Below are 24,602 nucleotides of genomic sequence, written 5' to 3'. Positions count from 1 at the left end.
TTATGATTTGGCTTTTTTAGCTATGGAGACGCCGGCTTTTTTCATCACTTCCAAACCAGGAAAGCCGTCAGCAATGAGTTTATGTTGACGTTGAAAAGCTCGGATACCTTTGCGCGTTGCCGGGCCGATAATTCCATCAGGTTTGCCCACATCAAAACCGGCGTTATTCAACGCTGTTTGCAAGGCGATAATATCGTCACGTGAATAAGTCGGCAGTTCAGGTAAAGCTGTCGCTAACCTTTCGCCCTGGATGATGCGGTCTGCCAGATGCCCAACGGCAATGGCGTAAAATTCTGAATTATTCCAGCGCATGATCACCCGAAAATTGGGATAGGCAATAAACGCAGGCCCCTTGTAACCCGCCGGCACCACAATATAGGCGGGCACGTCACCTTCACCCAATGGTTTGCCATCGGCCTGCTTGATCCCTAACTCTTGCCACTCGGACAAGGTGCGACGGTTGCTATAACCCGCTAAATCATAATCAAAATTTTCCGGAAGCTGAATTTCCCGGCCCCACCGAAAGCCGGGTTGCCAGCCGAGTTCGGCCAGAAAATTTGCTGCAGAAGTGAGTGCATCTTGCTCACTCTCCCATAAATCCACCCGACCATCATTGTCACCATCGATGGCATAACGTGCGTATGCGGAGGGCATAAATTGAGTATGTCCCATGGCTCCTGCCCACGAACCTACCATTTTGTCCTGTTCCAGTGATTCGCGTTCAAGTAATTTCACTGCTGTAATCAACTCCTGCGTGAAAAACTTACTGCGTCTGGGGTCACAGGCTAGTGTTGCCAATGAATCTAAAACCGGCATTTTACCTTTATACGAGCCAAAATTAGTTTCCAGGCCCCAAAAGGCAATTAGGTAGTGAGGCGGGACACCATATTTGTTGTTCAATGCATCCAGTAGAGATTTGTGCTCCGCGTACATCTGCCGGCCTTTTTCTACCCGCCAGTCGGTCACACGTTTGCTAAAGTAGTTTGGAAAGGTTTGTACAAATTCAGGCTGGCTGCGATCAAGCTCAATAACCCGCGGCTGATAAACGAGCTTATCAAAAACCTTATCTGCCACTTCGTGGCTGACCCCAGACTGTTTAGCCTGGTCGCGAAGTTCTAGTTTACATTCATCGAATTCAGGCGTGGCCAAAGAAGAAAAAGAAAAAGCAACGGTAGTCATTGCGACTACTTTGATTGCCAGTAGCATGCGATTCATAAAATCCACCTGTTATTAGCTGGCCTTCATGCTAACGCAACTTAGCCACGTGTGGCGATAAATATTTATAATAATTGGTGCAAATATAATATCAGCGTGAAGTGACTTAATTTAGTGCACTGTGGATGACCACTTCAAGTGCGAGCAAATCTATCTCATCAGAATCTTTGAAATTAATGCAGCCTTTACCTGACTTAATTTGCGGGTAGAGATGTTTAAATTTAGCTATATGCTCAGCCGCGCAGGTGTAAAAAGAAATATAGTTTTTTTGATTGGCCACAGCTACCCAACCTTGTTCTCTCTTAAACGTGGGCATTTTATAGTCCATTGTAACGGCGGCATCGGGATAGAGCGTTTGAATTGTATGTATAATAGCGGTGAGACGAGCTGCGCGGGTGGGCTCTGCGGTTGCAATATAGTTTTCAATGCCCATTCTCGTTCTCCTGTTATTTTTACTAATTAAATCGACATTATTAAATTTGCTGAGATGGGGTAATTAATTAAACCGATTACACTCCGAAACTCGGTCTTTCCATCTATAATTATAGCGTTTAATAAATGAGCGTGAACGATGGACCTTAACGAAACCAAGATGATGTTAGTCATCTCACGGCGACTCATCATTTTCGCTATTCTTTCGCTTGTCTTAACTACAATCCTGTTTGCACTTTCATTTGTTTTTCAGCAGCGACTGATGCTGTCGTGGCTAGTGTTTGAATGCGGTATAATTGGAGGCTTCGTCAGCATACAGCAGCGTTTAAAATACATTGATATTGAGGAGATGCAGCTTTTGTCGCAGTCCTGGTTCAGTATTTTAATGATTCCAGTTTACGGCGGCATATTCGCACTGGTGTTATATATTTTGTTTCTAGCCGGGCTGGTACAGGGGCACTTATTTCCGGCGTTTTATGTGCCTGAATTTGATACTCCGCCTACCACTCAGAACGTAGTAGCGTTTTTAACCACTACCTATCCGGCGCAGGGCGCTGACATCGCGAAACTCATTTTCTGGTCTTTCGTGGCGGGATTTTCAGAGCGCTTTGTGCCGCAAATTATCAATGACGTCACAAAGCGTGATACAAAATAAAATGTTTTTTTATCCTACTTTTTGTTTTGCACTTGTACTACTTCGTGCTTTGCTGCATCCACCTTTACCGTGTCGCCACCCAGAGCAAATGCAATTTCTACCAGCACATCATCCTTTGGTGCGCCTTTTTGGTACTGCCATTGATTCACCGCATCCTGAGCGGCCTGGTCAAATAACCCTGCGGGCTCTGCGCCGACCACTTTGACATCACTTACCGAACCATCTTGTTCAATATCGAACTTCAGGGTAACAGCACCTTCAATATTTTGTTCCACTGCCTTAGCTGGGTACACGGGAGTGGCTCGATACACAGGCTCATTGTGGACGCCATGATCTTTGTTCAATTCCAGTGCCTGTAACGCACCAGTTATTGACAGTAAGGTAACGGCTATCGTTGCTACGATGCCAGGACGGTTAATCGAGGTTTTTAAGTTCATAATACGTTCCTTAAGTTGCTCCTTACTGCTGTAAGGTAAGCTAGTTAACATAGAGTGGGAGGGTGTAGCAGCAAACTTTAACAACGTGTTTGCGTAGTGAACCTGGTATTGAGGGCGGTGAGATTTAAGCACGATTGCATCACAGGATAATTCCTGTGCGTGCCTGAATTCGCGGTAGCCAATCCAGCTTAACGGATTAAACCAGAATACTAATGCGCATCCGATAGCTAAAATGTTCCACCACAGATCCCCTCTGGCCATATGAACCAGCTCATGACGAATGACCAGTTTACGTGCGAGAGGGTCTAAACATGAGAAGTGCTGTGGTACCACAATAGTGTAGTGTGGGGCTAACGTGATGAAGGGAGCTGACACCTTCTTTGATAAGAAAACGTTTACCGAGTTCTTTTTGTAACTGAGTGATGCCGTAGGAGCATTAGGTAATTTAAGCGACCTAAGCATACGCCAATGAGAAAGTATCATCCAAACAGTAAGCACAGTAAACCCACCTCCCCAGCAAACCAACAATGAAGTCGTATGAGGGGTAAGTGAGTAGTTAATGATTTGTTGTTGCGATTTTGCTGTGACTAAGTATGAGGTTACCTGGTCTGCATCAAGCGAATAAAGGGTGGGTATAGCAATGCTGAAGAGTAAATAGACAGGAATAAATGCCCACGTCAGATAATAGCCTACGGCCCCAATGTGCTTAACCATCATGGGTTTGAGCAATAAGATAGCGCAGATGAGTAAACAACTGACAAGCGCCTGCTGCCACAGCCATTCAATCATGTTTATTCTCCCAATCCTGGATGATTTGCTTCAAATCGTCGATGTCTTCTTTGGTCAGATCTGATTGCTTGGCAAAACCAGCTACTAGTGGTGAAACACGGCCCTTAAACAAACGGGAGATAATTGAACGGCTTTCTTTAAGCTGATAATCGTGTTCAGAAATGGCAGGGCTATAAAGGTAAGTTCGTCCGTTCTTTTCATAGGTGAGCGCACCTTTTTTCACCAGCCTGCTTAAAAAGGTTTTAACGGTTTTTTCATGCCACTGCTTATTATCAAGTCGAGCCACCACTTCAGCAGATGTGGCAGGGTGTGCCCCCCAGATAACCTGCATGACGTCAAGCTCTGCATTACTGATTTCCATCGCTACCTCCAAACAAGATTACAATTGTAAGCATAAAGATTACGCATGTAATCTATTTTGTCAAATTATTTTATTCATCAGGGCTGGAAATTCTTCTCCTTAGGTAGCAGAATCAACCCCCTCTTTAGAGGTTAGGAAGGGTGCGTGGCTAAAAAGCAAAAGCAAAACTCATCGAAGTCTCGCCGCTGGCGAGGATTTTTTTTCAAATTGTTGTTTATCGGACTGGTAGTTTTCGCCGCCTACCTGGTTTATCTGGATGCACAGATAAAGCACACTTTCTCCGGCAATAAGTGGGAAGTGCCAGCACAGATATTTGCCCGTCCACTGGTGCTTGAAAAAGAATTGGAAATTACGCCAAAAGAAGTGCTGGAAGAGCTCAAATTGCTCGGTTATCGCAATGTGAGCTCGCCTGATTCAAGTGGCGAGTACCGTTTTTCTGGCAATAACCTGGTCATTCAGCGTCGCGCCTTTCATTTTGCTGATACTTACGAAGGCTTGCGACATTTGCAAATAAGCTGGCGTAAAAACCGTATTACTTCGATTACCGATCTTACCGCCGGACGGAATGTTGGTAGCGTGCGTCTGGAACCATGGCTGGTGACACGACTGGTAAGTAGCAGCCAGGAAGATCGCATGTTGGTAACTTTAGATACCGTGCCTGACCTACTGCCTACCGCGTTGACACTGGTTGAAGATAAAGACTTTTACCAGCATCACGGTGTAGCTCCCCTTTCCATTTTACGCGCGCTGATCGTCAACATCAAAGCGGGACGGACGGTACAAGGGGGGAGCACACTTACTCAACAACTGGTTAAAAATTTATTTCTTACCCGCGAACGTTCTCTGGTACGTAAAGCAAAAGAAGCGTTAATGGCGTTATTAATCGACGCACGCTACAGCAAGGATGATATTTTACAGGCCTATCTTAATGAGGTGTTTCTTGCTCAAAATGGGGAAATGGCGGTGCATGGAGTGGGACTTGCCAGCTATTTTTACTTTGATCGCCCAGCCAATGAATTAAATCCCGCTGAAATCGCTACCCTCGTCGCAATGGTTAAAGGGCCCTCATATTATAATCCTCGTCGTTATCCTGAACGCGTGATTGAGCGTCGAAACTTAGTCCTGAGGATACTTTTTGAAGCGAATAAACTCAATCGGGATGACTACAAACGCTATATTAATTCGCCCATCGGCCTGGCTTCAGGAGATAGTCTGGCGAAGGGAAAACATCCGGCTTTCATGGATAAAGTACGACGGGAACTTACTGATATTCTTGCTGATCCCTCTTTACGAGACTCTGGTGTAAAAGTCTTTACCACGCTGGATATTTACGCTCAGCGACGAGCCGAAAAAGCGGTCAAACAAACGCTGGAAGGTTTACAACGGGATCGCAAAGCCGCTTTACAGGCCGCCATGCTAGTAACAGATATCAGCAGTGGCGAAGTGCGCGCCATAGTTGGGGGTAAAGATACCGAATTTAAAGGGTTTAACCGAGCACTGGAGGCGCGCAGGCAAATTGGCTCGCTGATCAAGCCGGCTGTGTATTTAACTGCGTTAGAAGATCCGGTTGCGTTTAATCTGGCATCACCGCTGGAAGATAAACCCATCACCTTGAAAAGTACGGGTGGCAAAATGTGGTCACCACAAAACGAAGATAAACAGTTTCGTGGCCAAGTGCCATTAATCCAGGCCCTTACGCAATCTTTGAATGTACCCACCGTAAATTTAGGTATGCAGGTGGGATTGAACAATATTGCGCACACGGTTAACCAATTAGGGGTGACTTCCTCATTTCGCAAAGTGCCAGCAATGACCCTGGGCGCCATGGCCCTTACCCCATTTGAAACCCATCAGATGTATCAGACGCTATCGAATACCGGCCGTTACATCCCCTTACATACGGTCACCGCAGTAGTAAGCGCAAATAATCGAATGCTTTGGAAAAAAGCCCAGTTCTACTCGCAGCGGGTGGACGAAGGGGCTACATATCTGCTGAATTACGCGTTATATAAAGTCACTCAGGAGGGGACGGCGAAGCGAGTAGGGCAAACGTTTCCGAACATTAATATGGCGGGTAAAACCGGTACCACCGATGATTTCCGTGACAGTTGGTTTTCCGGCTTCGATCGTAATAACGTCGTAACAGTGTGGGTGGGCAATGATAACAACCAGCCTATCAATCTCACTGGCGCGGGTGGTGCATTACCGGTATTTATCAATTATCAGAAAATGCAACAGCCAAAGTCCCTGTCCCGCCGACTTCCTAAAGGATTAGGCATTGCTCACTTTAATGCCCACTCGGGCGCGGTAACAGTGGCAGGCTGCCCAAACAGTATGAGTGTGCCCGCCATATTGGATGCATTACCGCCGCCTGCTCAGGATTGTGCCGGTAAGCCTGTTATAAAGAAGAATAAAACCTGGTGGGAAAAAGTGTTTGGAGGTTAGCTAGGTACGCTAAAAAAATCCTCAGGAAAATGGGTCAATATTCAGTGAAGAACGTTACGCCCTGCGTGACTGGTTGGGCTGAATATTACCCATTAACCTAAGGTAATGGTCCTACGGGATGGAGATTTACTACGTACACCAATTCGCATTAGCATGAGCCTTACTTTCACCACACTAATGCGGATTGGTATTAACACGGCGCACAATGGCTTGTACGCCGTTGAAAATGATTACACTGGCCAAATAGGCTGCCACAGGCGCTAGCACTAAACCGAACATTGCGATTGCGCTAATCATGCTAAAATCTACGCGTCAGTATCTTTGCGTAAATCAACTTCTTTAAGTTGACGAACGGTTACCTTTGCTACCATTTGTTGCTTGCTCACTTTTGGCGAGAACTGATAACTGGTATTTAGCACATCGTTACGCACATCGGTGTTGATTTCTTGACTGGTTAAGGCCACATGTTGCTGTAGCTCGGAATTGATGACCTGGTTTAGTACTTCGTTGCTTTGTGGCTTAGCTATCGCGGCACCAGAGGCAGAAACAACCATTAGAGCAGTTAGAATTTGGGTTACAGATTTCATTGATTTCTCCTTTTTCATTGATAAATTAACTGCTTCAAACCTTTTACTGACTAAGATTACACCGTGGCAGTTATTGATTAAGTCGCAGTATCTATAGCGATAGTTGTGCCAGAGCGAAAAAATTTATTAATTTGTTGTTTTGTAAGAGTTTTTGTTTCGATTAGCAAGTTTTTGAATTTTGCGTTGTGTGAGGATGGCTAATAAATAGTTAAAAATTTTTTGTATGTTAGCTAAATTGACCATCATGGATGCAGAGCAGAGCAGAGCAGAGCAGAGCAGAGCAGAGTAGGGCAGAAGGAAAAGGGCGGCTACTTTTACCCTATTTAAAAATGAGATTTAGCTTGCTATTTACCTGTGACTTTCTTAATGAAGACGACCAGCATCATCACACCACAACCAGCAATAAATCCGACCAATGCGTCATACACTAAAGATACCAACAAATTAAAATGCGGCATCCATGTAAGCATTATTTGTGCGCTATGGTGAACGAATTCGATATTGTGAGTAAGAATACCGCCGCCCACTAAAAACATAGCAAGGGTACCGACAATCGCGAGAAACTTCATTAATAGCGGAGCTGCAATTAACAACGTACGGCCAATAAAGCGCTGGAAGCTGTTCCAACCGCCACTCACGGCTTTACGCAGCATATAAAGACCCGCATCGTCCATTTTAACTATGCCTGCGACCAACCCGTAAACACCGATTGTGATAGCAATGCTTAGCGCACTAAGTACCCCTACCTGGGTTATAAAATCTGCTTGCTGGACGGCACCCAACGCTATCACAATAATTTCCGCTGAGAGAATAAAGTCGGTACGAATTGCACCTTTAATTTTATCTTTTTCCATCGCGACCAAATCAATATCACTATCTGCAAGCGCTTTTAGCCGTTTTTCACGTTCGGCGTCGTCGTGTTTAAAAAAGAACCGATGAATGACTTTTTCTGCGCCTTCATAGCATAAATATAGGCCACCTATAACCAACAAAACGGTGATAAGCACCGGCAAAAATGCGCTTATCAGCAACGCAGCGGGCACTAAAATTAGTTTATTTAGAAATGAGCCTTTGGCAACCGCCCAAACAACGGGGATTTCTCTTTCAGGCTTTACCCCGCTAACCTGGTTGGCATTTAACGCCAAATCGTCCCCAAGTACACCGGCCGTTTTTTTCGCTGCCACTTTGGACATAGCTGCCACATCATCTAAGAGCGCGGCGATATCATCTAATAATGTGAGTAAGTTTGCAGCGGCCACGAGTGAAGTCCTTCGAAAATTTTGTTTAGCATAAACAGCTTATATAAACATTGAAAGTTAAATACTGACTCTGACGTTCTACTTCTTGTGTTTATTGATGAAGCTTTCAATATCCGCGCCACGATTGGAACACTCCAAAGAGCCCCCCGTTAGGCCGCTGAGCAAGCCAATTACATTGTTTACGCCCTTATCACAATTTATCTTATGAGTTTGAAACGATGAATCAGCTTCTTCCTTTCCTTTGTGGGGATCATGAAGTTGCGGTGAGGTAAGCAAGCGCCTGCGTTGTCGACCGGCGTTTTCTACCAGGGCTTGGCGTCGTCTAGACTGGAGAGTTTGCAGCGCAACGCTTGGCGACAGATTAAGCTTAGCTTCAGGTATATCCGGGTGGCGATCATCGAAGGTGGATGGCCTGATTTCCCTTGTATCTGGGTGCGGCCTTTGCTGTTCTGTATTTGCGTTCACCTGACGTGGGTTAGCTGGTTGGCTTACCGGTGCGGTTAACAGGGAAGTCTCGTTGGGTGGGAGTAATTCAGGTTCTGCTTGTTTCTTGCTGATTGGTGCAAACACTAACCTTGCTTTTATTGTCTCTGTGGCAGTAGGAAGGTCAGGAGCATGGCTTCGCTGAAACAGAATTACCGGCACCAGAAAAATACCGTGCAGTAGCAAAGAGCCTAACCAGAACCAGCTTTGCTGCGCTTTCTTTTTGGGCTGTCGTGCTTGGGGGGTATACCAATCTGGTGTAAAAACTGCCGTATCCATACCAACACCTGCTATCTCTGTGCAATTAGAGACGCCAGACACGACAAATAGTTCCGTTATTTAAATGCCTTATTGTGGTGCCTATAGGCACGACTGCACCATACCTGTGCGTCAATTATGCCTGAATATGTGAAAAAAATGAATAACTATCTGTAACTACTGAAGTTTGTTTTTTGGTACAGCTCTTGAAAAGACTGCTTTACGAACAACAACATTCATTAGTCAATTGCGGAGCACACCATGAAACTAGTCACTGCGATCGTTAAGCCATTCAAGCTTGATGATGTTCGCGAAGCCATTTCTGAAATCGGTATTGACGGTTTAACCGTTACTGAAGTGAAAGGTTTCGGACGCCAGAAAGGTCACACTGAACTTTACCGTGGCGCAGAATATCAGGTTGATTTTTTGCCCAAAGTAAAACTCGAAATAGCGGTTCAAAATGAACAGGTGGAACGCTTAGTTGAAGCGATAGTAACCGCTGCAAAAACAGGCAAAATCGGAGACGGTAAGGTGTTTGTCTACGATCTTGAACATGCGGTACGCATCCGTACCGGTGAGTCAGACCACGAAGCAATTTAAGATTCGGCAAAATATCAGTTGGGGAATAAATAATGGAAATAACATTTGAACTTGGATATGCGCTGGATACCTTTTATTTCTTGGTATGCGGAGCTTTAGTAATGTGGATGGCAGCGGGTTTCGCGATGCTGGAAGCGGGCTTGGTCAGAGCAAAAAACACCACAGAAATTTTAACCAAAAATATCGCACTCTTTGCGATTGCCTGCACCATGTATATGATTTGCGGATACGGCCTCATGTATGGTGGTAGCGACTGGAGTTTATTTCTTAACGGCATTGTGGGCGACGGTGTCACAGGGGTGGCGGGGGAACCAGCTACTTACGCGCCTTCAGCAGATTTTTTCTTCCAGGTTGTGTTCGTGGCCACGGCGATGTCAATTGTCTCGGGCGCGGTGGCAGAACGTATGAAACTGTGGGCTTTTTTAACTTTCGCTGTGGTGATGACAGGTTTGATTTACCCGCTTGAAGGGTCTTGGACCTGGGGGGGCGAAGCTGTCTTCGGCCTGTATACTTTATCCGAATTAGGGTTCTCAGATTTTGCGGGTTCCGGCATTGTACATATGGCGGGTGCAGCCGCCGCTTTGGCTGGCGTACTTATACTTGGTCCGCGGAAAGGAAAATATACCGCAGACGGGAAAGCAGTAGCTATTCCTGGCGCCAATTTACCGTTAGCAACGCTGGGTACGTTCATCTTGTGGATGGGCTGGTTCGGTTTTAATGGCGGTTCAGTACTGGCTACCGCCACCGTTGAAAGTGCTAACTCAGTGGCTGTCGTATTTATGAACACCAATGCAGCAGCAGCAGGAGGGACTGTAGCCGCTCTGGTTTTAGCAAGACTGATGTTTGGCAAAGCCGATTTAACTATGGCATTAAACGGAGCCCTGGCTGGGTTGGTTGCGATTACGGCTGAACCATCAACCCCGACCCCATTATTGGCTACCGTATTTGGTGCTGCCGGTGGCGTGCTGGTGGTGTTAAGTATCGTTTACTTAGATAAATTGAAAATAGATGACCCTGTTGGAGCGATCTCGGTACACGGTACCGTAGGCTTGTTAGGGCTACTGCTCGTGCCCGTGTCCAATACTGAGGTCAGTTTGAGCGGTCAGATCATTGGCGCACTTACCATTTTTATATGGGTTTTTGCGGTCAGTCTGGTGACCTGGTTTGCCATTAAACTGCTGCTTGGGGTGAGGGTAAGTGAAGAAGAGGAATACGCCGGCGTAGATATGAGTGAATGTGGATTAGAAGCTTATCCTGATTTCACTGGGGGCCGTGCTTAACAATAAAAAAAGCGCTTCATTGAAGCGCTTTTAACCTTTTAACCCTGGTGGAGTTTATCGCTGCCAAAATCTTAGCGCTCTAACCTCTTTGGTAAACTCTTTTCCATTGGAGCTGGTCAGCTCGATGCAGCCATTATCAATTTTTCCTTTAAGATTGGTTTCTGCAAACAGTGGCATAGCAGACTGGGTATAGCCGATAAACTTTTTATGCGCAAAAGCGTCCATTAAAAAATCTTTTGCTTCTGGGATATCCGCTAGTTTTTCAGCACCTTTTTCTGATACGACAATGGCAACCGCATCATACAGTACCGACGGGCCGCCGTTGACTAACTGGTCACCCTTGATATGGGTCCCTTGGTCTGTCTTCACCCCATTGACTGTTGGCGCAATCACTTCATACATGGCGCCTTCTTTTTCGAGGGCCTGGATAAGAGTGTTGAAGATGCTTTCATCCATATCATCAGTGGCAAGAATGCCGAGTTTTCGTCCTTTAAACGTATTGGGTGGATTTTTCAACATACTAAGCGCATCGGATACGTTGAGTTTGCTGTTGGGTTTTATCGCAGTTTCAGCGGCGGCCGGCATTTCCTGTAAACCCAGTTTTTCAGCAACAGTGTGGGCCAGTTTTTTATCAATATTAAGTAAATGCGATACCATTCGTTCGCGTATCGCTAACGTTTCCACCTTGGAGAGTTCAAAGGTTAATGCATCTTGAATATGTATTTGTTCAATCTCTGTTTGACTTCGATAAAATTGAGCAGCTTGACTGTAATGGTCAGCAAACGTCTCAGAACGATAGCGCAACTTACTCCCAGATATGGGTTCGGCCGTGCTCTTAAAGCCAGTGTCAGGACACGCCCTGGGATTATATTGGTCTTGCTGCCAGGAGTTTGGCTCGTAATTCACCCTCCCTTTCGGGTTGTGCATGGCCATATGTCCATCTTGTTGCAAGTGTCTGAAAGGGCATTTTGGTGCATTGATAGGGAGGTGGGTAAAGTTAGGGCTACCTAAACGTTTTAATTGGGTATCCAGGTAGGAAAAGTTTCTGCCCTGTAACAGAGGATCTTCTGTGAAGTCTATCCCCGGCACAATATTTTGGGTGCAAAATGCCACCTGTTCGGTCTCGGCAAAGAAGTTATCGACTACCCGGTCCAACACCATTTTTCCTATTAATTTAACTGGCACCTCTTCTTCCGGGATAAGCTTAGTGGCGTCCAACACATCAAACGCAAACTTATCTGCAAACTCACGATCGAATATTTGCACGCCCAACTCCCATTCCGGGTAGTCACCCGCCTCAATGGCGTTCCATAAATCTCTACGATGGAAATCGGGGTCGGCGCCGTTTATCTTCAGCGCTTCGTTCCACACCACTGATTGCATGCCCAATTTAGGCTTCCAATGGAACTTAACGAACTTTTCTTCTCCCTTAGCGTTGACCAGTTTGAAGGTATGCACGCCAAATCCTTCCATGAAGCGTAATGATCGTGGAATAGCTCTGTCCGACATGGCCCACATTACCATATGCATCGATTCAGGTGTCAGGCTGATGAAGTCCCAAAAGTTATCATGGGCCGTTTGTGCCTGAGGAAAACCACGATCTGGTTCTTGTTTAGCGGAGTGAATGAGATCGGGAAACTTAATAGCATCCTGGATGAAGAACACCGGTATGTTATTTCCCACCAGGTCCCAATTGCCTTCATTGGTATAAAATTTTACTGCGAACCCCCTCACGTCACGCGCCAGGTCAGGTGAACCTTTGTTCCCCGCCACCGTGGAAAAGCGCACAAACACAGGGGTCTTTTGTCCTTTTTTCTGAAATAAATCTGCGCAGGTTACCTCGGACACATTACCATAACTTTCAAAATGACCATGTGCTCCATAGCCTCTGGCGTGCACCACTCTTTCGGGAATACGCTCATGATCGAAATGAAAGAGTTTTTCTCGTAAGATATGATCTTCAATGAGGGTAGGACCGCGTTCGCCCGCTTTAAGTGAATTCTGATCATCACTTACCGGACATCCTTGAGCCGTGGTCATCACTTGATTGTCTGCTTCGGGCTTTTGATGCAATTCCCCGCCAGAGCCTTTATTGCCGCCGTACTTAAATGATTCTGCCATAAATATTTTCCTTTGAAGATGTTTGGCTAATGCACCAACTCCTAGAAGTGCTAAACGTTCTACATAAAGAAAATAGGAAAAGTTTAATGATTAAATCTATTTAAGTGCATCGCAATACGCGATTAAAAGGTGAGGGACATAATCCCTCTTTCTTAAAAAGGTTTATCGGATAAGTGAGCATGGATCTCTTCCTGACTAGGCATGCGTCTAACGCGTAACCCGGTTTCATGATAGTCGGCGTTGATAAGCCCTTCATCGGCAAATTTCTGAAGACAGTGCTCAAGGGGATAGCGCCCCCATTTTTGCTTAAATACAGAGGCATTATTAACAATATCAAACAGATGGTTAATGGGCGGATCGAAGGTGGGATGGTATTGATGCAACACTTCTCCTGGCACCAGAAAAAGGCTCAGGCCCGCGGTTTCGCAACGACTGGCAAAATCCAGATCGCCTACGCCATAACCATGAAAGGCTTCGTCGAACCCACCCACCGTTTCAAAATCAGTTTTAGTGATCGCAAAGGCAAGAGTGCGGAACTTGTCAAACGCGATATCATGATTGAGCGGCAACCACTCATTGGACGGATCGCCTGTAGCCTGCATCGATAACGCGTGAAAATCACAGTTGTCGGGGATGCTATTTAGGTAACGTACCTGTGGCATGACGACGCGTTGACGCTGCAGTGAGGACAGCATGCCGTCGAATAAATCTGGTGAACAGATGCAATCAACATCCATGTAGATTATGTTGTCAGTTGTACAAGCCTGAAAACCTTTATTACGCGCCTTGGCGATGGGTAAGGGTTCGTTGGCAACAAACTTATGCTGAATAGCAAAATGCTCGCTTGTCATAAGTGATTCACTGCAAGGAGGGGCCATCCACACGACAATGAGTTCTTTGGGATGAAGATGGGCATTCTCAATACTGCCGATTAGGTTGGATAACTGACGTAAACGCCCTTTAACAATGGTGACGATACTAAAGTCATTGTGCATGTGTTGTCCTCCTGAAATGATACGTGCGATATGCATCAAACGGAATAAGTGAAAGAAAAACACGCATAGTCTTTGGCATCATACAAACACCCTTTCCTAATGGTGGTAATTTCAATTCGTTCCATCCTGCTAAGAAAGAAAGGTGCCAGAATGCGCAAAAGTGGCTGCTTAGCAAAAAATTGAAGCAAATTTTCATGCCGACAAAGCAATAAGCGTGGTGCATAGAATACTTTTTGTGCTCAGGAGCGACTTTTTACGTAATCAGCTACTACACTGTTCATTAAACTTTCTCCATAAAAGCCAACGTCCACTGATAAGGCATGATTGCACCATTCTGGGCGATAGACGGGCTGGAAAATCTTTGTCAGTCGATGACATAATGTCACGGAATAAAATAACAAAAGGTGTGCTATGCGTTTACTACTGATTCTTCTTCTTATGCTCAATTCAGCGGCGACGATGGCCTATGACAGGGTGACCGGTGAGATGCACGCCAGTCGCTCTGAAGTGTTGGCGCAACATGGAATGGCGGCAACCAGCCAGCCGCTAGCGACGCAGGTTGCCTTAGATATTTTGCAAAAAGGCGGTTCGGCTGTCGATGCTGCCATTGCAGCAAATGCGATGTTAGGCTTGGTGGAACCAACCGGTTGTGGAATTGGGGGGGACTTGTTTGCCATTGTGTGGGATGCAGAGGAAAAAAAGCTGGTGGGACTCAACGCTTCAGGGCGTTCACCTAAAGGTCTTACCAAAGAGCATTTTGCGGAACAGGGGTTAACCCAGATCCCAGCATATGGCCCACTTCCTGTCTCCGTTCCCGGTGCAGTAGACGGCTGGTTTATGCTACATAAAAAGTACGGCAAGCTGACAATGAGCAAGTTGCTAACGCCAGCCATTCGATATGCAAAAAATGGCTTTCCTGTGTCAGAACTCATCTCTTATTACTGGAAAGTTAACGCGAAGCGCATTGGTGAGTATGAAGGTTTCGCTGAAACATATCTTCCTAACGGCAAAGCTCCGCGTAAAGGGGATATCTTTAAAAATCCAGCTTTGGCAGCAACCTACGAAAAGTTAGCCAGTGGGGGGCGTGATGCTTTTTACAAAGGTGATATCGCACACACCATCGCTGCCTATATGAAAGAACAAGGAGGCTTTTTGACCTACGAAGATTTAGCCTCACACAAATCTGAATGGGTTACTCCGGTTTCCACTAATTATCGGGGTTATGATGTGTGGGAGCTACCCCCAAATGGTCAGGGTATCGCTGCACTGCAGATACTTAATATTCTTGAGCAATATGATATAGAAGGCATGGGATTTGGCTCGGCGGAATATATTCATACATTTGTCGAAGCCAAAAAACTGGCATTTGAGGATCGCGCAAAGTACTACGCGGATCCTGCTTTTAATGAAATTCCCGTAGATTGGTTAATTTCAAAAGAATATGCACAAGAGCGGCGCCAGCTAATAAAACCCAGAAAAGCGGCCGAACGTTATGACGCAGGCATTAACCAAGGTGATACGATTTACCTGACCGTAGCCGATGCCAAAGGAAATATGGTATCGCTCATTCAAAGTAATTACCGTGGCATGGGGTCAGGCATGACGCCCACGGGTTTGGGCTTTATTCTGCAAAATCGCGGTGAATTGTTTACCTTGCAAGAAGGGCATTTCAACGAGTATGAACCAGGTAAACGTCCGTTCCACACCATCATCCCCGCGTTTGTAACCCGCAATAACCAGCCTTGGTTGAGCTTTGGGGTAATGGGCGGGGGCGCACAACCGCAAATGCACGCGCAGGTGCTGGTTAACATGATTGACTTTGGTATGAACCTACAGGAAGCGGGCGATGCGCCAAGGATCTTGCATAGTGGATCCAGCAGCCCTACAGGTGAATTAATGACCGATGGGGGCGTGGTCAGTCTTGAGTCAGGTATTGATGAGCAGGTCCAACGCACACTCATGCGTTGGGGTCACACATTACAACCTGTCACAGGGGCTTATGGGGGATATCAGGCCATTGGTTACGATCCTCGCCGAAAACTGTATATTGGGGCGTCAGAAAGCCGAAAAGATGGACAAGCAGCAGGGTTCTGAGCCACACTAGACATATTCGCGCTAACAATAATAGCCATAAGGCAAGCGGACCTAGCATGACTCAACCTCAAAAGGGCGTGTGCGCTGAACCCAATCTGCATGCTCAGTACTTGTTATTAAACGTGGTCGATGACGATAGTCAGGCCGTGCGGGCAAAGCTTTCGCGGGTGCTGGACATTTTCGATCATTATGAAAACGAGCACTACGAAGCAATGGTAACCGGCATGATTGCAGTAGGAACGAATTACTGGCCAGAGCTCTATCCGGGCCTCATTCCTACCGAATTAACGCCGTTTCCGGATATGCAGTGCGATGATCGTAGTGCCCCAGTGATGCCGTGCGACTTATTTATCCAGATCCGCGCTGACCGGCTGGATATTTGTCACGCCATTGGCGTCGAAATAGTCGAGCTATTGCGAATTCACGTTGAAATGGTGGAACAAGTCAGAGGATTTCGTTATCTGGACGGACGTGATTTAAATGGTTTCATGTATGCTTACGATAATCCCAGAGGCATGAAAAGACGAGATATCGCTATTGTAGATGACAGTGATCCCGATTTTACGGGGGGCAGTTACGTGCATGTGCAACGATATCGTCATGATCTGCGCCGCTGGTTCAGCTTATCTGAACGACAGCAGGAACAGATTATGGGCATGACCCGGGAACACAATCTGGCGAGTCCGGAGCAAAACGCGTCCTCCCACTGTGTGCGAGCAAGTGCTAAAGACCCGGAATCGGATTTACCCGGGCTATTAAAACAGGGTATGCCTTACGGTGATATGAGTATACAGGGACTGTTTTTTGTTAGCTGTTCTGCCAGCGCCAAATATTTCAAATCAATGCTACATAGTCAGATATTTGGAATGGAAGAAGGTGAGTATGACAGGTGGCTGGACTACACGAGTGCTGAAACGGGCGCGGCATTCTTCGCGCCCTCAGTTACGTTTATCCGACAGCAAGGCCAAACTTAATTCGTCTCGCTATTCTATAATTTACGAAATATGTGCTCTGCTGCCTGAACAGTCTCATCAATTAATTCATCCGTATGCGCATACGACATAAACCCTGCTTCATATGAGGCTGGTGCCATATAAATTCCCGCCTCTAACATGCCATGATAAAACTGCTTGAACTGTTCATTATTGCAGTTAATCGCTTGCTGATAATTGGTGACTTTTATTAGATCGGTGAAGAAAATACCGAACATACTACCCGCATGATTGGTGGTCAGGGGGATACCGTGCTTATCCGCAGCCGCTTGAAAGCCATTGACTAACTTTTCTGTCAGATTGAAGATGTGCGGATAGAGTGAAGCATTTTCTAACTCTCCCAGCGCCGCCAAACCTGCCGCCATCGCCACAGGATTGCCTGACAATGTCCCAGCCTGATAAACCGGGCCAGTGGGCGCTATATGAGTGAGAATTTCACGTTTACCACCAAACGCGCCGACAGGCATGCCGCCGCCGATCACTTTACCCAGACAGGTTAAGTCGGGAACCACCGCGTAACGTTCCTGTGCACCGCCACGGGATACACGAAAACCCGTCATCACTTCGTCAAAAATTAACACGCTGCCGTTATCATCACATAGGGCGCGTAACCCTTCCAGAAATCCCTCTACCGGAGGGATGCAATTCATATTACCTGCTACTGGCTCCACAATGATGCAGGCAATGTCATCAGGATATTCGGCAAACATCTGTTTGACACTATCCAAATTATTAAACTCAGCGGTAAGGGTATGTTGCGCCACATCTGCTGGTACCCCTGGCGAACTCGGTACGCCTAGCGTGAGTGCGCCAGAACCCGCTTTTACCAACAGTGAATCGGCATGACCGTGATAACAGCCCTCAAATTTGATGAGCTTGTTACGCCCTGTATAGCCTCGCGCCAGACGAATAGCAGACATGGTGGCTTCCGTACCTGAGTTCACCATGCGCACCATTTCCATGGAAGGCACCAGTGAATTGACCTTTTCTGCCATGATCACTTCTGCTTCGGTGGGAGCACCAAAACTTAGCCCATTTTCTGCGGCCTTGATCACTGCCTGACGGATAGCACTGTGATTATGGCCTAATACCATCGGGCCCCAGGACTGCACATAATCAATGTAACGTTTACCATCTGCATCCCAGATAAACGGGCCATCGGCTTTACTGATAAAGCGAGGAGTGCCGCCGACGGCTTTAAATGCCCTCACCGGCGAGTTTACGCCACCGGGAATGGTGCGTTGTGCACGAGAAAATAACTGTTCGGATTTTTCAATATTGTTTGGATGCATAAATGTTAGCTTCTCTTATTACTGTGCCAGATGACATCACGTTCGTATTTACTGACCAGATGGTCTACGCCAAGGGTAAGGGCAAATAACGCCATTCTTACCAGTACGCCATTATCGGTTTGTCTAAAAATAGCCAGTTTAGGATTAAGGTTAAGATCGTTATCCAGTTCATTCGCCTCTACGCGGGAGTCCCGTGGCAGCGGATGCATGATGACCGTTTTCGACTGGAAGTGTTTAGTATAAATATCCTGATTCAAACGGAATTTTCCGCGATACTTGTTGGCTTCATCCTGAGAAGGAAAGCGCTCCTCCTGAATGCGTGTCTGATAACAGATATCCGCATCCATATTGCCTTCCAGTTGTTCAGTGATGGTAAGCTTATGGCCAGCATTGGCTACGGTATCGATAATTGGTTGGGGCATCCCTAATTCATTCGGTGAAATAAGCGTAAAATGGATATCTTTATATAAACACAACAATTTGCATAACGAGTGAACCGTGCGCCCGTAGCGTAAATCACCAATCATTGCGATATGTAATCCATCTATCCCCTTACCGTGATATTCTAATTCGCGTTTGATGGTAAACAGGTCAAGTAAGGCTTGGGTCGGATGCTCATTAGCGCCATCACCCCCATTGATAACGGGTACCCTGCTTCCTTCAGCGAACTCGGCAACCGAGCCGGCAAACGGGTGACGCATGGCGATAATATCCGAATACCCGCTTAACACCCTTGCAGTATCGTAAAGCGATTCGCCTTTGGCCAAGGCCGAATTATCCATACCCGTGGTCTCGCGAACTTCCCCACCTAATAAGTTAAACGCCGTCCCAAAACTTACCCGGGTCCGCGTACTGGGCTCAAAAAAAAGATTGCCAAGAATGGCGCCGTTTAACACCTCAGTACGCTTTTGGCGTTTTGCATAAGGTGCCATGCTGTCAGCGACGGTAAAGATTTTATCAATCGCCTCACGGTCAAATTGGTTAACGCTAAGAATATGGTTGCCCGTAAAATCGGCCATGGAATACTCGCAAAAAACGTTGTAGGTGAAAGTCGCGCTAAGTGTAACAAACTCCATCCGCGCTGTAGAGTATTCCTAATCGATCTAAATCGGCAAAAAAGTATTATTAACTCATATTATTAAATGTAGTTAACGTGCAGTGATATGGCATTTAAGGGCATTTCAGCTTACTATCCGGCGCATTAATTGGGATTGATTTTGGATTGATTAGATGTCATTTAGCATGGCTGACCAACATTATTTCTGGGTTGGAATAGGCGCATCCGCTGGCGGACTAGATGCCTTAAAGACTTTTTGTAGCGGTCTACCGCAAAATGCCAACATGTTTTACATTGTTGCACAACATTTATCCCCCAAACACGAGAGCAAACTTACTGAACTCATTCAAAGGGATACCGAGTTAAAGGTAGAAACCATCGTGGACAATACGGTGGCTAAACCTAATATCGTTTATATCACCCCCCCGCAATATGATGTGTATATTGAGGGGGATAGAATCCGCCTCGCACCGGCTGACGATCCCACGATTCCAAAACCCTCTGTTAATAATTTATTTGTCTCACTGGCTGAAGAGAAAAAAGAAAGCGCGATTGGCGTTATCCTGTCCGGCACGGGAACGGATGGTGCTCATGGCATTAAAATGATCCGCGCCTCTGGCGGAATAACGTATGCGCAAGACGCTGATAGCGCCGCTTATGATGGAATGCCTAGAGCAGCCACCGATACTGACTGTGTAGATTTCATTTTATCCCCTCAGGAGATAGGTGCTCATTTATCTAATTTGAGCTCCCAGCTACCCCAAAAAATACGCGCCGCTTTGCAAAATGAAGAGGCCCAGGACGGGCTGTCAGAACTGTTCTCATTAGTGAGAAAAAAGTGTGGAGTTTCCTTTAAGCAGTATAAGAAAGCGACGCTGCAAAGACGTATCGAAAGACGCATGTTAGCTACAGGCATATCGGACTTTGATGTCTATGTTGAGCGTTTGCAAGAGGACGATGATGAAGTACGTTTGCTCTATAAAGATATTCTAATTTCAGTGACCAATTTTTTTCGCGATCCAGCCACCTTCAAACAGCTTGAATCCGTGCTCGAAGATATTGGTAAAACGAAAGCGGAAGGCGAACCAATTCGTTTGTGGGTAGTGGGTTGTGCCACCGGCGAAGAGGCATATAGTTTATCTATTATGTTGGCAGAAATGTTAGGCGGCAGTGACCGGCTGGCAGAAAGCGACCATCAGATTTTTGCCACCGATGTAGATACCGATGCCTTGGCCGTCGCCAGACGAGGAGTATACAGCGAAGCCTCGATGGCTGATGTGCCTTCAAAATACCGTGAGAAATATTTTCTTAAAAAAGACGGTCAATATGAAGTTATTAAAGAATTAAAGCGCATTATTCTGTTTTCGGGGCACAATATCATTGACGATCCTCCCTTCATGCGCGTGGACATGATCACCTGCCGAAATTTATTGATCTATTTCGAGCAGGAATTACAGAAAAAAGTGTACCGTATTTTTCACTATTCGTTGCGTGAACGTGGCTACTTATTTTTAGGTAAATCAGAGAGTACCGCACAGGTAACCGATATATTCCGGCCGGTAAAAGCACAGGACCGTATCTTCCAGAAACGCGCAGTATCTGCATTCAATCCCCAACGTTTCTTTTTAAGTGGAAAATCTGCGGTAACTGAGTTGCAAGAAAGTAAAAAATTGCAAGATGCCCAAAAGGTACCATTGTTACCCGAAATCTTTGTTGAACAACTAGGTGAAGCGGGAATACTGATAAATGATAACCTCGATGTAGAACACCTTTACGGTGCCTCCTCGCGGTATCTTAAATTACCCAAAGGCAAGCCGTCGCTAAATCTGTGCGAAATTGTTATCGAAACCTTCAGGCATGAAGTAAGGCCTTTAGTGTTTAAAGCAGTTAGGACAAAGGAATTAGCCACCGGTCAACCACGCAGACTTACGTACAATGGCACTGTAGCGAAAGTGGTGATGAGTGTGTACCCTGTGCAACTGAATGACAATAGCGACAAGTATCTATTAGTCTGTTTCAGGCCCTCACCGCAAGAGCAGAAAAGTGTAGAGCACACCGAGCACACTGATTCTCAACAGCGAATAAAAGAGTTAGAAGACGAACTGTCGATGGCGCGGGAACATATTCAAACCGTGATTGAAGAATTGGAGACATCCAACGAAGAATTGCAGTCGATGAATGAAGAGCTGCAGTCGTCAAACGAGGAATTACAATCGTCTAACGAAGAGCTGGAGACCACCAACGAAGAGCTACAGTCGACAAACGAAGAGTTAGTCACTACTAATGATGAACTCAATGCAAAAACCAGTGCGCTTGAGTACATGTCGAATCAACTGACCAATATTAAAAATTCCTTGGCATTCCCGCTTGTGTATGTGGATAAAAATCTTGAAGCACTTAGAGCAAATAAAGCCGCCAGAGAATTTTTCTCCTTATCTGAAGAACTGAATGATTTTCGTAGTAAGGTAGAGGGCTATTTCGATACGATAAATTTACGTGAGTTGATTGATAAAGTGACGCGGTCCAATCGTGTCGAAACGGTGCAGCTAAAGAAGGGGGAGTCTTATTATTGGCTATACATTACTCCCTATATTATGGCCAATCAGACAAATGATGGTGCCATACTGAGTTTCATTGACAATACAGAGTTGATGAAACAAAAAGAGGAGCTGGAAGAAAGTCGTAAGCTTGCCCATCAAGCCAGCATGGCGAAAAGTGAATTTTTGGCCAATGTCAGCCATGAAATTCGCACCCCACTCAATGCGATTGTGGGGGTAAACGAAGTGTTCAGTTTACAAATTGACGATAAGCAAAAGCGTGAACGGTTATTGGAAATATTGTCTAGTGCCACAGCGAATCTTAAAAACCTGTTAAATGATTTGTTAGATTTCGCCAAGTTAGAAGCGGGACAATTGTCACTGGAAGTGACCAATTTTTCTTTACGGGAAATTGTGGATAATTTATTGGATGTATATTCCGGTGAAATAAGTCGTAAAAACCTCACCGTGGAGGCCCACGTCGATAAGCGACTTCCTCCGGAGCTGCTTGGGGATCCTTTACGCATACAGCAAATTTTGGCGAATCTTCTCTCCAATTCAATCAAATTTACCGAACAAGGCAGCATTGACATAAGCGTTTCCGGACAATGGCATCGCGACTTCTATCAGGTCAGGTTGGAAGTGACGGATACCGGCATAGGCATGTCAGAAAAAAGCTTATCGACGGTGTTTGAAAAGTTCACTCAGGCTGACTCGTCTATCTCACGGCGTTTTGGTGGCTCTGGGTTAGGGCTCTCAATTGTAAAAGAACTGGTAGACCTGATGCATGGTTCGGTCAGTGTGGAAAGTGAAGAAGGGAATGGTACTCGCTTTATCATCAGTATTCCGTTTAAAACGCCTAAGCCCCGTACCAACGTCAAACGCTCCGATAGTGCGCAAGATCTTAGCTTGGCCGGTGTTGCCGACAAAAAAGTTCTCATTATCGAAGATAATGAAAGTAATATTTTTATACTTGAGTCATACCTTGAGCAGATGGGCGTAAACTTCGAAGTCGTGCGTGACGGGGAGAGTGGATTAGAAAAATTACAGTCGACGGATTACGCGTTAATTTTACTGGATTTGCAAATGGACGGAATTGACGGATTCGAGTTTTTTGAACGCTTTAAACACGACCGGGCCACAGGAAAAAGAGCGCAAACCAGAGTTATCGCCGTGTCTGCGCATGTGCATGACGACATTATTGAAAAGTGCCTTAATGCTGGGATGGACAATTTCTTGCCCAAGCCAGTGGAGATACTCGAATTGCATCGGCTGATGAAAACGTATTTATGCGAGGAAAATGGCTAACCTCGAAGCAAGGTATCCAGCCGATAAACCAGTGTTTTTGGTTGGAGCTTCAGCGGGTGGGGTAAAAGCGCTAAGTTATTTAGCAAGCGCTTTACCTGATGATTTCCCTGCCCCTGTATTTTTTCTCCTTCATCGGCGCAGGCAGAGTAAAACCAAAAAAGGACTGTTCCTTAAGATTATTCAATCTAAATCAGTATTACCGGTAGTCGTCCCCAATGAGGGGGATGTGGTCAAATCTGGCGTTATCTATATGCCACGAGACGACATGCATATAGGCATCAATGACAATCGTATTACTTTTTCTGCTTATCCTGATGATCAGGAGTGGCGGCCGTCCATTAATTTTCTATTTAAAGCGGCGGCAAGGGAATATCAGGATCGGGCGATTTCGGTACTGTTAACTGGTAAGCTTGATGACGGAGTAGAAGGGTTAAAAGCAACGACTTTTCACGGGGGGATCACCATCGCACAGTCGCCCGATGATGCGTATGATCCTCATTTGCCGCTGAATGCACTATTGAACGATCACCCCGTTTTCGTTTTACCCTTACAAGACATGCCGAAATTATTCTGTGAGTTAGCCCGTCATCCATTCTGCAAAGAACAAAAACAAGTTTGGAAGGAGTCCGCCGAAGCAGCAAAAAGGATTAAAGCAGCGCTGCGAATGTGACCCAGCTGGGCTGCAGTGAAAGTCTACTGCGAAAACTATTTCGCTTGGCGTTAATGCAATAAATTCAAATGACAACTACGCAAGCGGCAGAGCGAGTTCATACAACACCAGGATACTGTTAACTGACACAGCCACTTTTTTCTTAATCTGTGAATCAGTAAGGGTTTCATCCAAGCCAAACAGGCTGCGAAGGTGAAAGTCACCCTTTAGTAAATTTAGAAATTGCACGGCTAGGGAAATTGAGTCTTCGCGTGTGAGTGAGCCTTTACTAGCATTGTGAAAAAGTAACGCAATATCTTCAACACTTTTACGCGGACCAGCTTGGTAGAACAATCGCGCTACCTCTGGCGCATTTTTAGCTTCACTGATAACGATGCGAAACATCGAGATGACCTGCTGATCGCTCAAAAGTTTAAGCAGCTGGACGCCTACCAGTTCAAGCGTATGTCTTAGCCCTTCTGACTCTCCCGTGCAGCAATCTAAATCGCGCGGGGCCAGCCAATACTGCTGACACTTTGACTCAATCGCAGCGGTATACAGGTCATCTTTGCTGGCAAAGTGCGAATATACTGTTTGTTTCGATACCCCTGAGGCTTTGGCAATGGCATCCATGGAGGTCGCGCTGACCCCCTGGTTTAAAAATAAATCGACCGCAGCATCCAGGATAAGTTGCCGCTTCTCTTCACTCTTAGGGCGGCCAACACTTTTCGTTACCGATTTAGCCACAACATTTTC

At 45.9% G+C, this 24,602-nt stretch carries 21 protein-coding genes; 8 read left to right on the top strand and 13 right to left on the bottom strand.

Annotation, left to right across the window (positions count from 1 at the left end; all coding sequences use genetic code 11):
- Both OPS25_RS14870 and OPS25_RS14865 read right to left on the bottom strand, forming a co-directional pair.
- The gene (locus tag OPS25_RS14870; protein WP_265618659.1) at window positions 1–1,215 is read right to left on the bottom strand and encodes a lytic murein transglycosylase; all 1,215 of its coding nucleotides are present in this window, start codon (window positions 1,213–1,215) and stop codon (window positions 1–3) included.
- A gap of 106 nt (window positions 1,216–1,321) precedes the next feature.
- A complete protein-coding gene (locus OPS25_RS14865; RefSeq protein WP_265618657.1) occupies window positions 1,322–1,648 on the bottom strand; it encodes an iron chaperone in 327 nt (108 codons plus the stop codon).
- A 138-nt stretch (window positions 1,649–1,786) separates the two neighbouring features.
- Here OPS25_RS14865 and OPS25_RS14860 point away from each other — a divergent pair, with 138 nt between their 5' ends.
- On the top strand, window positions 1,787–2,302 hold the full coding sequence (locus OPS25_RS14860; RefSeq protein WP_265618656.1) for a hypothetical protein: 516 nt from the start codon (window positions 1,787–1,789) through the stop codon (window positions 2,300–2,302).
- 14 nt (window positions 2,303–2,316) lie between these two features.
- Here OPS25_RS14860 and OPS25_RS14855 read toward each other — a convergent pair whose 3' ends face one another.
- Together OPS25_RS14855 and OPS25_RS14850 are read right to left on the bottom strand one after the other, a co-directional pair.
- Window positions 2,317–3,528 (bottom strand): M56 family metallopeptidase, encoded by a 1,212-nt coding sequence (locus OPS25_RS14855; protein ID WP_265618654.1) that lies wholly within the window; start codon window positions 3,526–3,528, stop codon window positions 2,317–2,319.
- Window positions 3,521–3,889, bottom strand: a complete 369-nt coding sequence (locus OPS25_RS14850; RefSeq protein ID WP_265618653.1) for a BlaI/MecI/CopY family transcriptional regulator — start codon at window positions 3,887–3,889, stop codon at window positions 3,521–3,523. The genes OPS25_RS14855 and OPS25_RS14850 overlap by 8 nt, the downstream gene beginning before the upstream one ends.
- Before the next feature lie 144 nt (window positions 3,890–4,033).
- Between OPS25_RS14850 and mrcB the strand changes: the two genes are divergently transcribed.
- Window positions 4,034–6,334 carry a penicillin-binding protein 1B gene (gene mrcB / locus OPS25_RS14845; protein WP_265618650.1) on the top strand — a complete coding sequence of 767 codons (2,301 nt, stop codon included), beginning with the start codon at window positions 4,034–4,036 and terminating at the stop codon, window positions 6,332–6,334.
- A gap of 174 nt (window positions 6,335–6,508) precedes the next feature.
- On the opposite strand, the gene OPS25_RS14840 is transcribed toward mrcB, so the two are convergent.
- The 4 genes from OPS25_RS14840 to OPS25_RS14825 all read right to left on the bottom strand — a co-directional run bounded on the left by OPS25_RS14840 (window position 6,509) and on the right by OPS25_RS14825 (window position 8,942).
- Window positions 6,509–6,631: a hypothetical protein gene (locus OPS25_RS14840; RefSeq protein ID WP_265618648.1), complete on the bottom strand. Its 123-nt coding sequence runs from the start codon at window positions 6,629–6,631 to the stop codon at window positions 6,509–6,511.
- A gap of 8 nt (window positions 6,632–6,639) precedes the next feature.
- Window positions 6,640–6,921, bottom strand: a complete 282-nt coding sequence (locus tag OPS25_RS14835; RefSeq protein WP_265618647.1) for a hypothetical protein — start codon at window positions 6,919–6,921, stop codon at window positions 6,640–6,642.
- A 344-nt stretch (window positions 6,922–7,265) separates the two neighbouring features.
- Complete coding sequence (locus OPS25_RS14830) at window positions 7,266–8,180, bottom strand: DUF808 domain-containing protein (protein ID WP_265618646.1); 915 nt, start codon at window positions 8,178–8,180, stop codon at window positions 7,266–7,268.
- Window positions 8,181–8,258: 78 nt separating this feature from the next.
- Window positions 8,259–8,942 (bottom strand): hypothetical protein, encoded by a 684-nt coding sequence (locus tag OPS25_RS14825; RefSeq protein WP_265618644.1) that lies wholly within the window; start codon window positions 8,940–8,942, stop codon window positions 8,259–8,261.
- Between the two features lie 240 nt (window positions 8,943–9,182).
- Here OPS25_RS14825 and OPS25_RS14820 point away from each other — a divergent pair, with 240 nt between their 5' ends.
- Both OPS25_RS14820 and OPS25_RS14815 read left to right on the top strand, forming a co-directional pair.
- Window positions 9,183–9,521 (top strand): P-II family nitrogen regulator, encoded by a 339-nt coding sequence (locus OPS25_RS14820; protein ID WP_265618642.1) that lies wholly within the window; start codon window positions 9,183–9,185, stop codon window positions 9,519–9,521.
- A gap of 32 nt (window positions 9,522–9,553) precedes the next feature.
- Window positions 9,554–10,801 (top strand): ammonium transporter, encoded by a 1,248-nt coding sequence (locus OPS25_RS14815; RefSeq protein WP_265618641.1) that lies wholly within the window; start codon window positions 9,554–9,556, stop codon window positions 10,799–10,801.
- Between the two features lie 54 nt (window positions 10,802–10,855).
- Here the strand turns inward: OPS25_RS14815 and OPS25_RS14810 are convergent, their stop codons facing one another.
- Window positions 10,856–12,922, bottom strand: coding sequence for a catalase (locus tag OPS25_RS14810; RefSeq protein ID WP_265618640.1), 2,067 nt, complete (start codon window positions 12,920–12,922; stop codon window positions 10,856–10,858).
- A 152-nt stretch (window positions 12,923–13,074) separates the two neighbouring features.
- On the bottom strand, window positions 13,075–13,917 hold the full coding sequence (locus OPS25_RS14805; RefSeq protein WP_265618638.1) for a glycosyltransferase family 2 protein: 843 nt from the start codon (window positions 13,915–13,917) through the stop codon (window positions 13,075–13,077).
- A 411-nt stretch (window positions 13,918–14,328) separates the two neighbouring features.
- On the opposite strand from OPS25_RS14805, the gene ggt reads away from it, so the two are divergent.
- Together ggt and OPS25_RS14795 are read left to right on the top strand one after the other, a co-directional pair.
- Window positions 14,329–16,011, top strand: coding sequence for a gamma-glutamyltransferase (gene ggt, locus OPS25_RS14800; RefSeq protein WP_265618636.1), 1,683 nt, complete (start codon window positions 14,329–14,331; stop codon window positions 16,009–16,011).
- Between the two features lie 56 nt (window positions 16,012–16,067).
- Window positions 16,068–16,985, top strand: coding sequence for a Dyp-type peroxidase (locus OPS25_RS14795; RefSeq protein ID WP_265618635.1), 918 nt, complete (start codon window positions 16,068–16,070; stop codon window positions 16,983–16,985).
- Window positions 16,986–16,999: 14 nt separating this feature from the next.
- Here OPS25_RS14795 and hemL read toward each other — a convergent pair whose 3' ends face one another.
- Window positions 17,000–18,280: a glutamate-1-semialdehyde 2,1-aminomutase gene (gene hemL / locus OPS25_RS14790; protein WP_265618860.1), complete on the bottom strand. Its 1,281-nt coding sequence runs from the start codon at window positions 18,278–18,280 to the stop codon at window positions 17,000–17,002.
- 20 nt (window positions 18,281–18,300) lie between these two features.
- The gene (locus tag OPS25_RS14785) at window positions 18,301–19,314 is read right to left on the bottom strand and encodes an aspartate carbamoyltransferase (protein ID WP_265618633.1); all 1,014 of its coding nucleotides are present in this window, start codon (window positions 19,312–19,314) and stop codon (window positions 18,301–18,303) included.
- A gap of 211 nt (window positions 19,315–19,525) precedes the next feature.
- On the opposite strand from OPS25_RS14785, the gene OPS25_RS14780 reads away from it, so the two are divergent.
- Both OPS25_RS14780 and OPS25_RS14775 read left to right on the top strand, forming a co-directional pair.
- Window positions 19,526–23,197 (top strand): CheR family methyltransferase, encoded by a 3,672-nt coding sequence (locus tag OPS25_RS14780; RefSeq protein ID WP_265618632.1) that lies wholly within the window; start codon window positions 19,526–19,528, stop codon window positions 23,195–23,197.
- On the top strand, window positions 23,190–23,867 hold the full coding sequence (locus OPS25_RS14775) for a chemotaxis protein CheB (protein WP_265618631.1): 678 nt from the start codon (window positions 23,190–23,192) through the stop codon (window positions 23,865–23,867). Before OPS25_RS14780 ends, OPS25_RS14775 begins: the two co-directional genes overlap by 8 nt.
- A 75-nt stretch (window positions 23,868–23,942) precedes the next feature.
- Here OPS25_RS14775 and OPS25_RS14770 read toward each other — a convergent pair whose 3' ends face one another.
- Complete coding sequence (locus tag OPS25_RS14770; RefSeq protein WP_265618629.1) at window positions 23,943–24,593, bottom strand: TetR/AcrR family transcriptional regulator; 651 nt, start codon at window positions 24,591–24,593, stop codon at window positions 23,943–23,945.
- Between the last annotated feature and the right edge of the window lie 9 nt (window positions 24,594–24,602).

Origin of the sequence: Alteromonas aquimaris (assembly GCF_026183695.1) — a bacterium.
Classification (GTDB): domain Bacteria; phylum Pseudomonadota; class Gammaproteobacteria; order Enterobacterales; family Alteromonadaceae; genus Alteromonas; species Alteromonas aquimaris.
Note: the sequence above shows the minus strand (reverse complement) of the source record. Positions and strands in the feature narration are given on the sequence as shown.

Excerpts from the sequence above, each read along its gene's own strand:
- OPS25_RS14850 (WP_265618653.1), bottom strand. The coding sequence starts at position 3,889 with ATGGAAATCAGTAATGCAGAGCTTGACGTCATGCAGGTTATCTGGGGG.
- OPS25_RS14840 (WP_265618648.1), bottom strand. The coding sequence starts at position 6,631 with ATGATTAGCGCAATCGCAATGTTCGGTTTAGTGCTAGCGCCTGTGGCA.
- ggt (WP_265618636.1), top strand. The coding sequence starts at position 14,329 with ATGCGTTTACTACTGATTCTTCTTCTTATGCTCAATTCAGCGGCGACG.
- OPS25_RS14815 (WP_265618641.1), top strand. The coding sequence starts at position 9,554 with ATGGAAATAACATTTGAACTTGGATATGCGCTGGATACCTTTTATTTC.
- OPS25_RS14870 (WP_265618659.1), bottom strand. The coding sequence starts at position 1,215 with ATGAATCGCATGCTACTGGCAATCAAAGTAGTCGCAATGACTACCGTT.
- OPS25_RS14775 (WP_265618631.1), top strand. The coding sequence starts at position 23,190 with ATGGCTAACCTCGAAGCAAGGTATCCAGCCGATAAACCAGTGTTTTTG.
- OPS25_RS14855 (WP_265618654.1), bottom strand. The coding sequence starts at position 3,528 with ATGATTGAATGGCTGTGGCAGCAGGCGCTTGTCAGTTGTTTACTCATC.
- OPS25_RS14820 (WP_265618642.1), top strand. The coding sequence starts at position 9,183 with ATGAAACTAGTCACTGCGATCGTTAAGCCATTCAAGCTTGATGATGTT.
- OPS25_RS14865 (WP_265618657.1), bottom strand. The coding sequence starts at position 1,648 with ATGGGCATTGAAAACTATATTGCAACCGCAGAGCCCACCCGCGCAGCT.
- OPS25_RS14795 (WP_265618635.1), top strand. The coding sequence starts at position 16,068 with ATGACTCAACCTCAAAAGGGCGTGTGCGCTGAACCCAATCTGCATGCT.
- OPS25_RS14860 (WP_265618656.1), top strand. The coding sequence starts at position 1,787 with ATGGACCTTAACGAAACCAAGATGATGTTAGTCATCTCACGGCGACTC.
- OPS25_RS14805 (WP_265618638.1), bottom strand. The coding sequence starts at position 13,917 with ATGCACAATGACTTTAGTATCGTCACCATTGTTAAAGGGCGTTTACGT.
- OPS25_RS14785 (WP_265618633.1), bottom strand. The coding sequence starts at position 19,314 with ATGGCCGATTTTACGGGCAACCATATTCTTAGCGTTAACCAATTTGAC.
- OPS25_RS14835 (WP_265618647.1), bottom strand. The coding sequence starts at position 6,921 with ATGAAATCTGTAACCCAAATTCTAACTGCTCTAATGGTTGTTTCTGCC.
- OPS25_RS14810 (WP_265618640.1), bottom strand. The coding sequence starts at position 12,922 with ATGGCAGAATCATTTAAGTACGGCGGCAATAAAGGCTCTGGCGGGGAA.
- OPS25_RS14825 (WP_265618644.1), bottom strand. The coding sequence starts at position 8,942 with ATGGATACGGCAGTTTTTACACCAGATTGGTATACCCCCCAAGCACGA.
- OPS25_RS14780 (WP_265618632.1), top strand. The coding sequence starts at position 19,526 with ATGTCATTTAGCATGGCTGACCAACATTATTTCTGGGTTGGAATAGGC.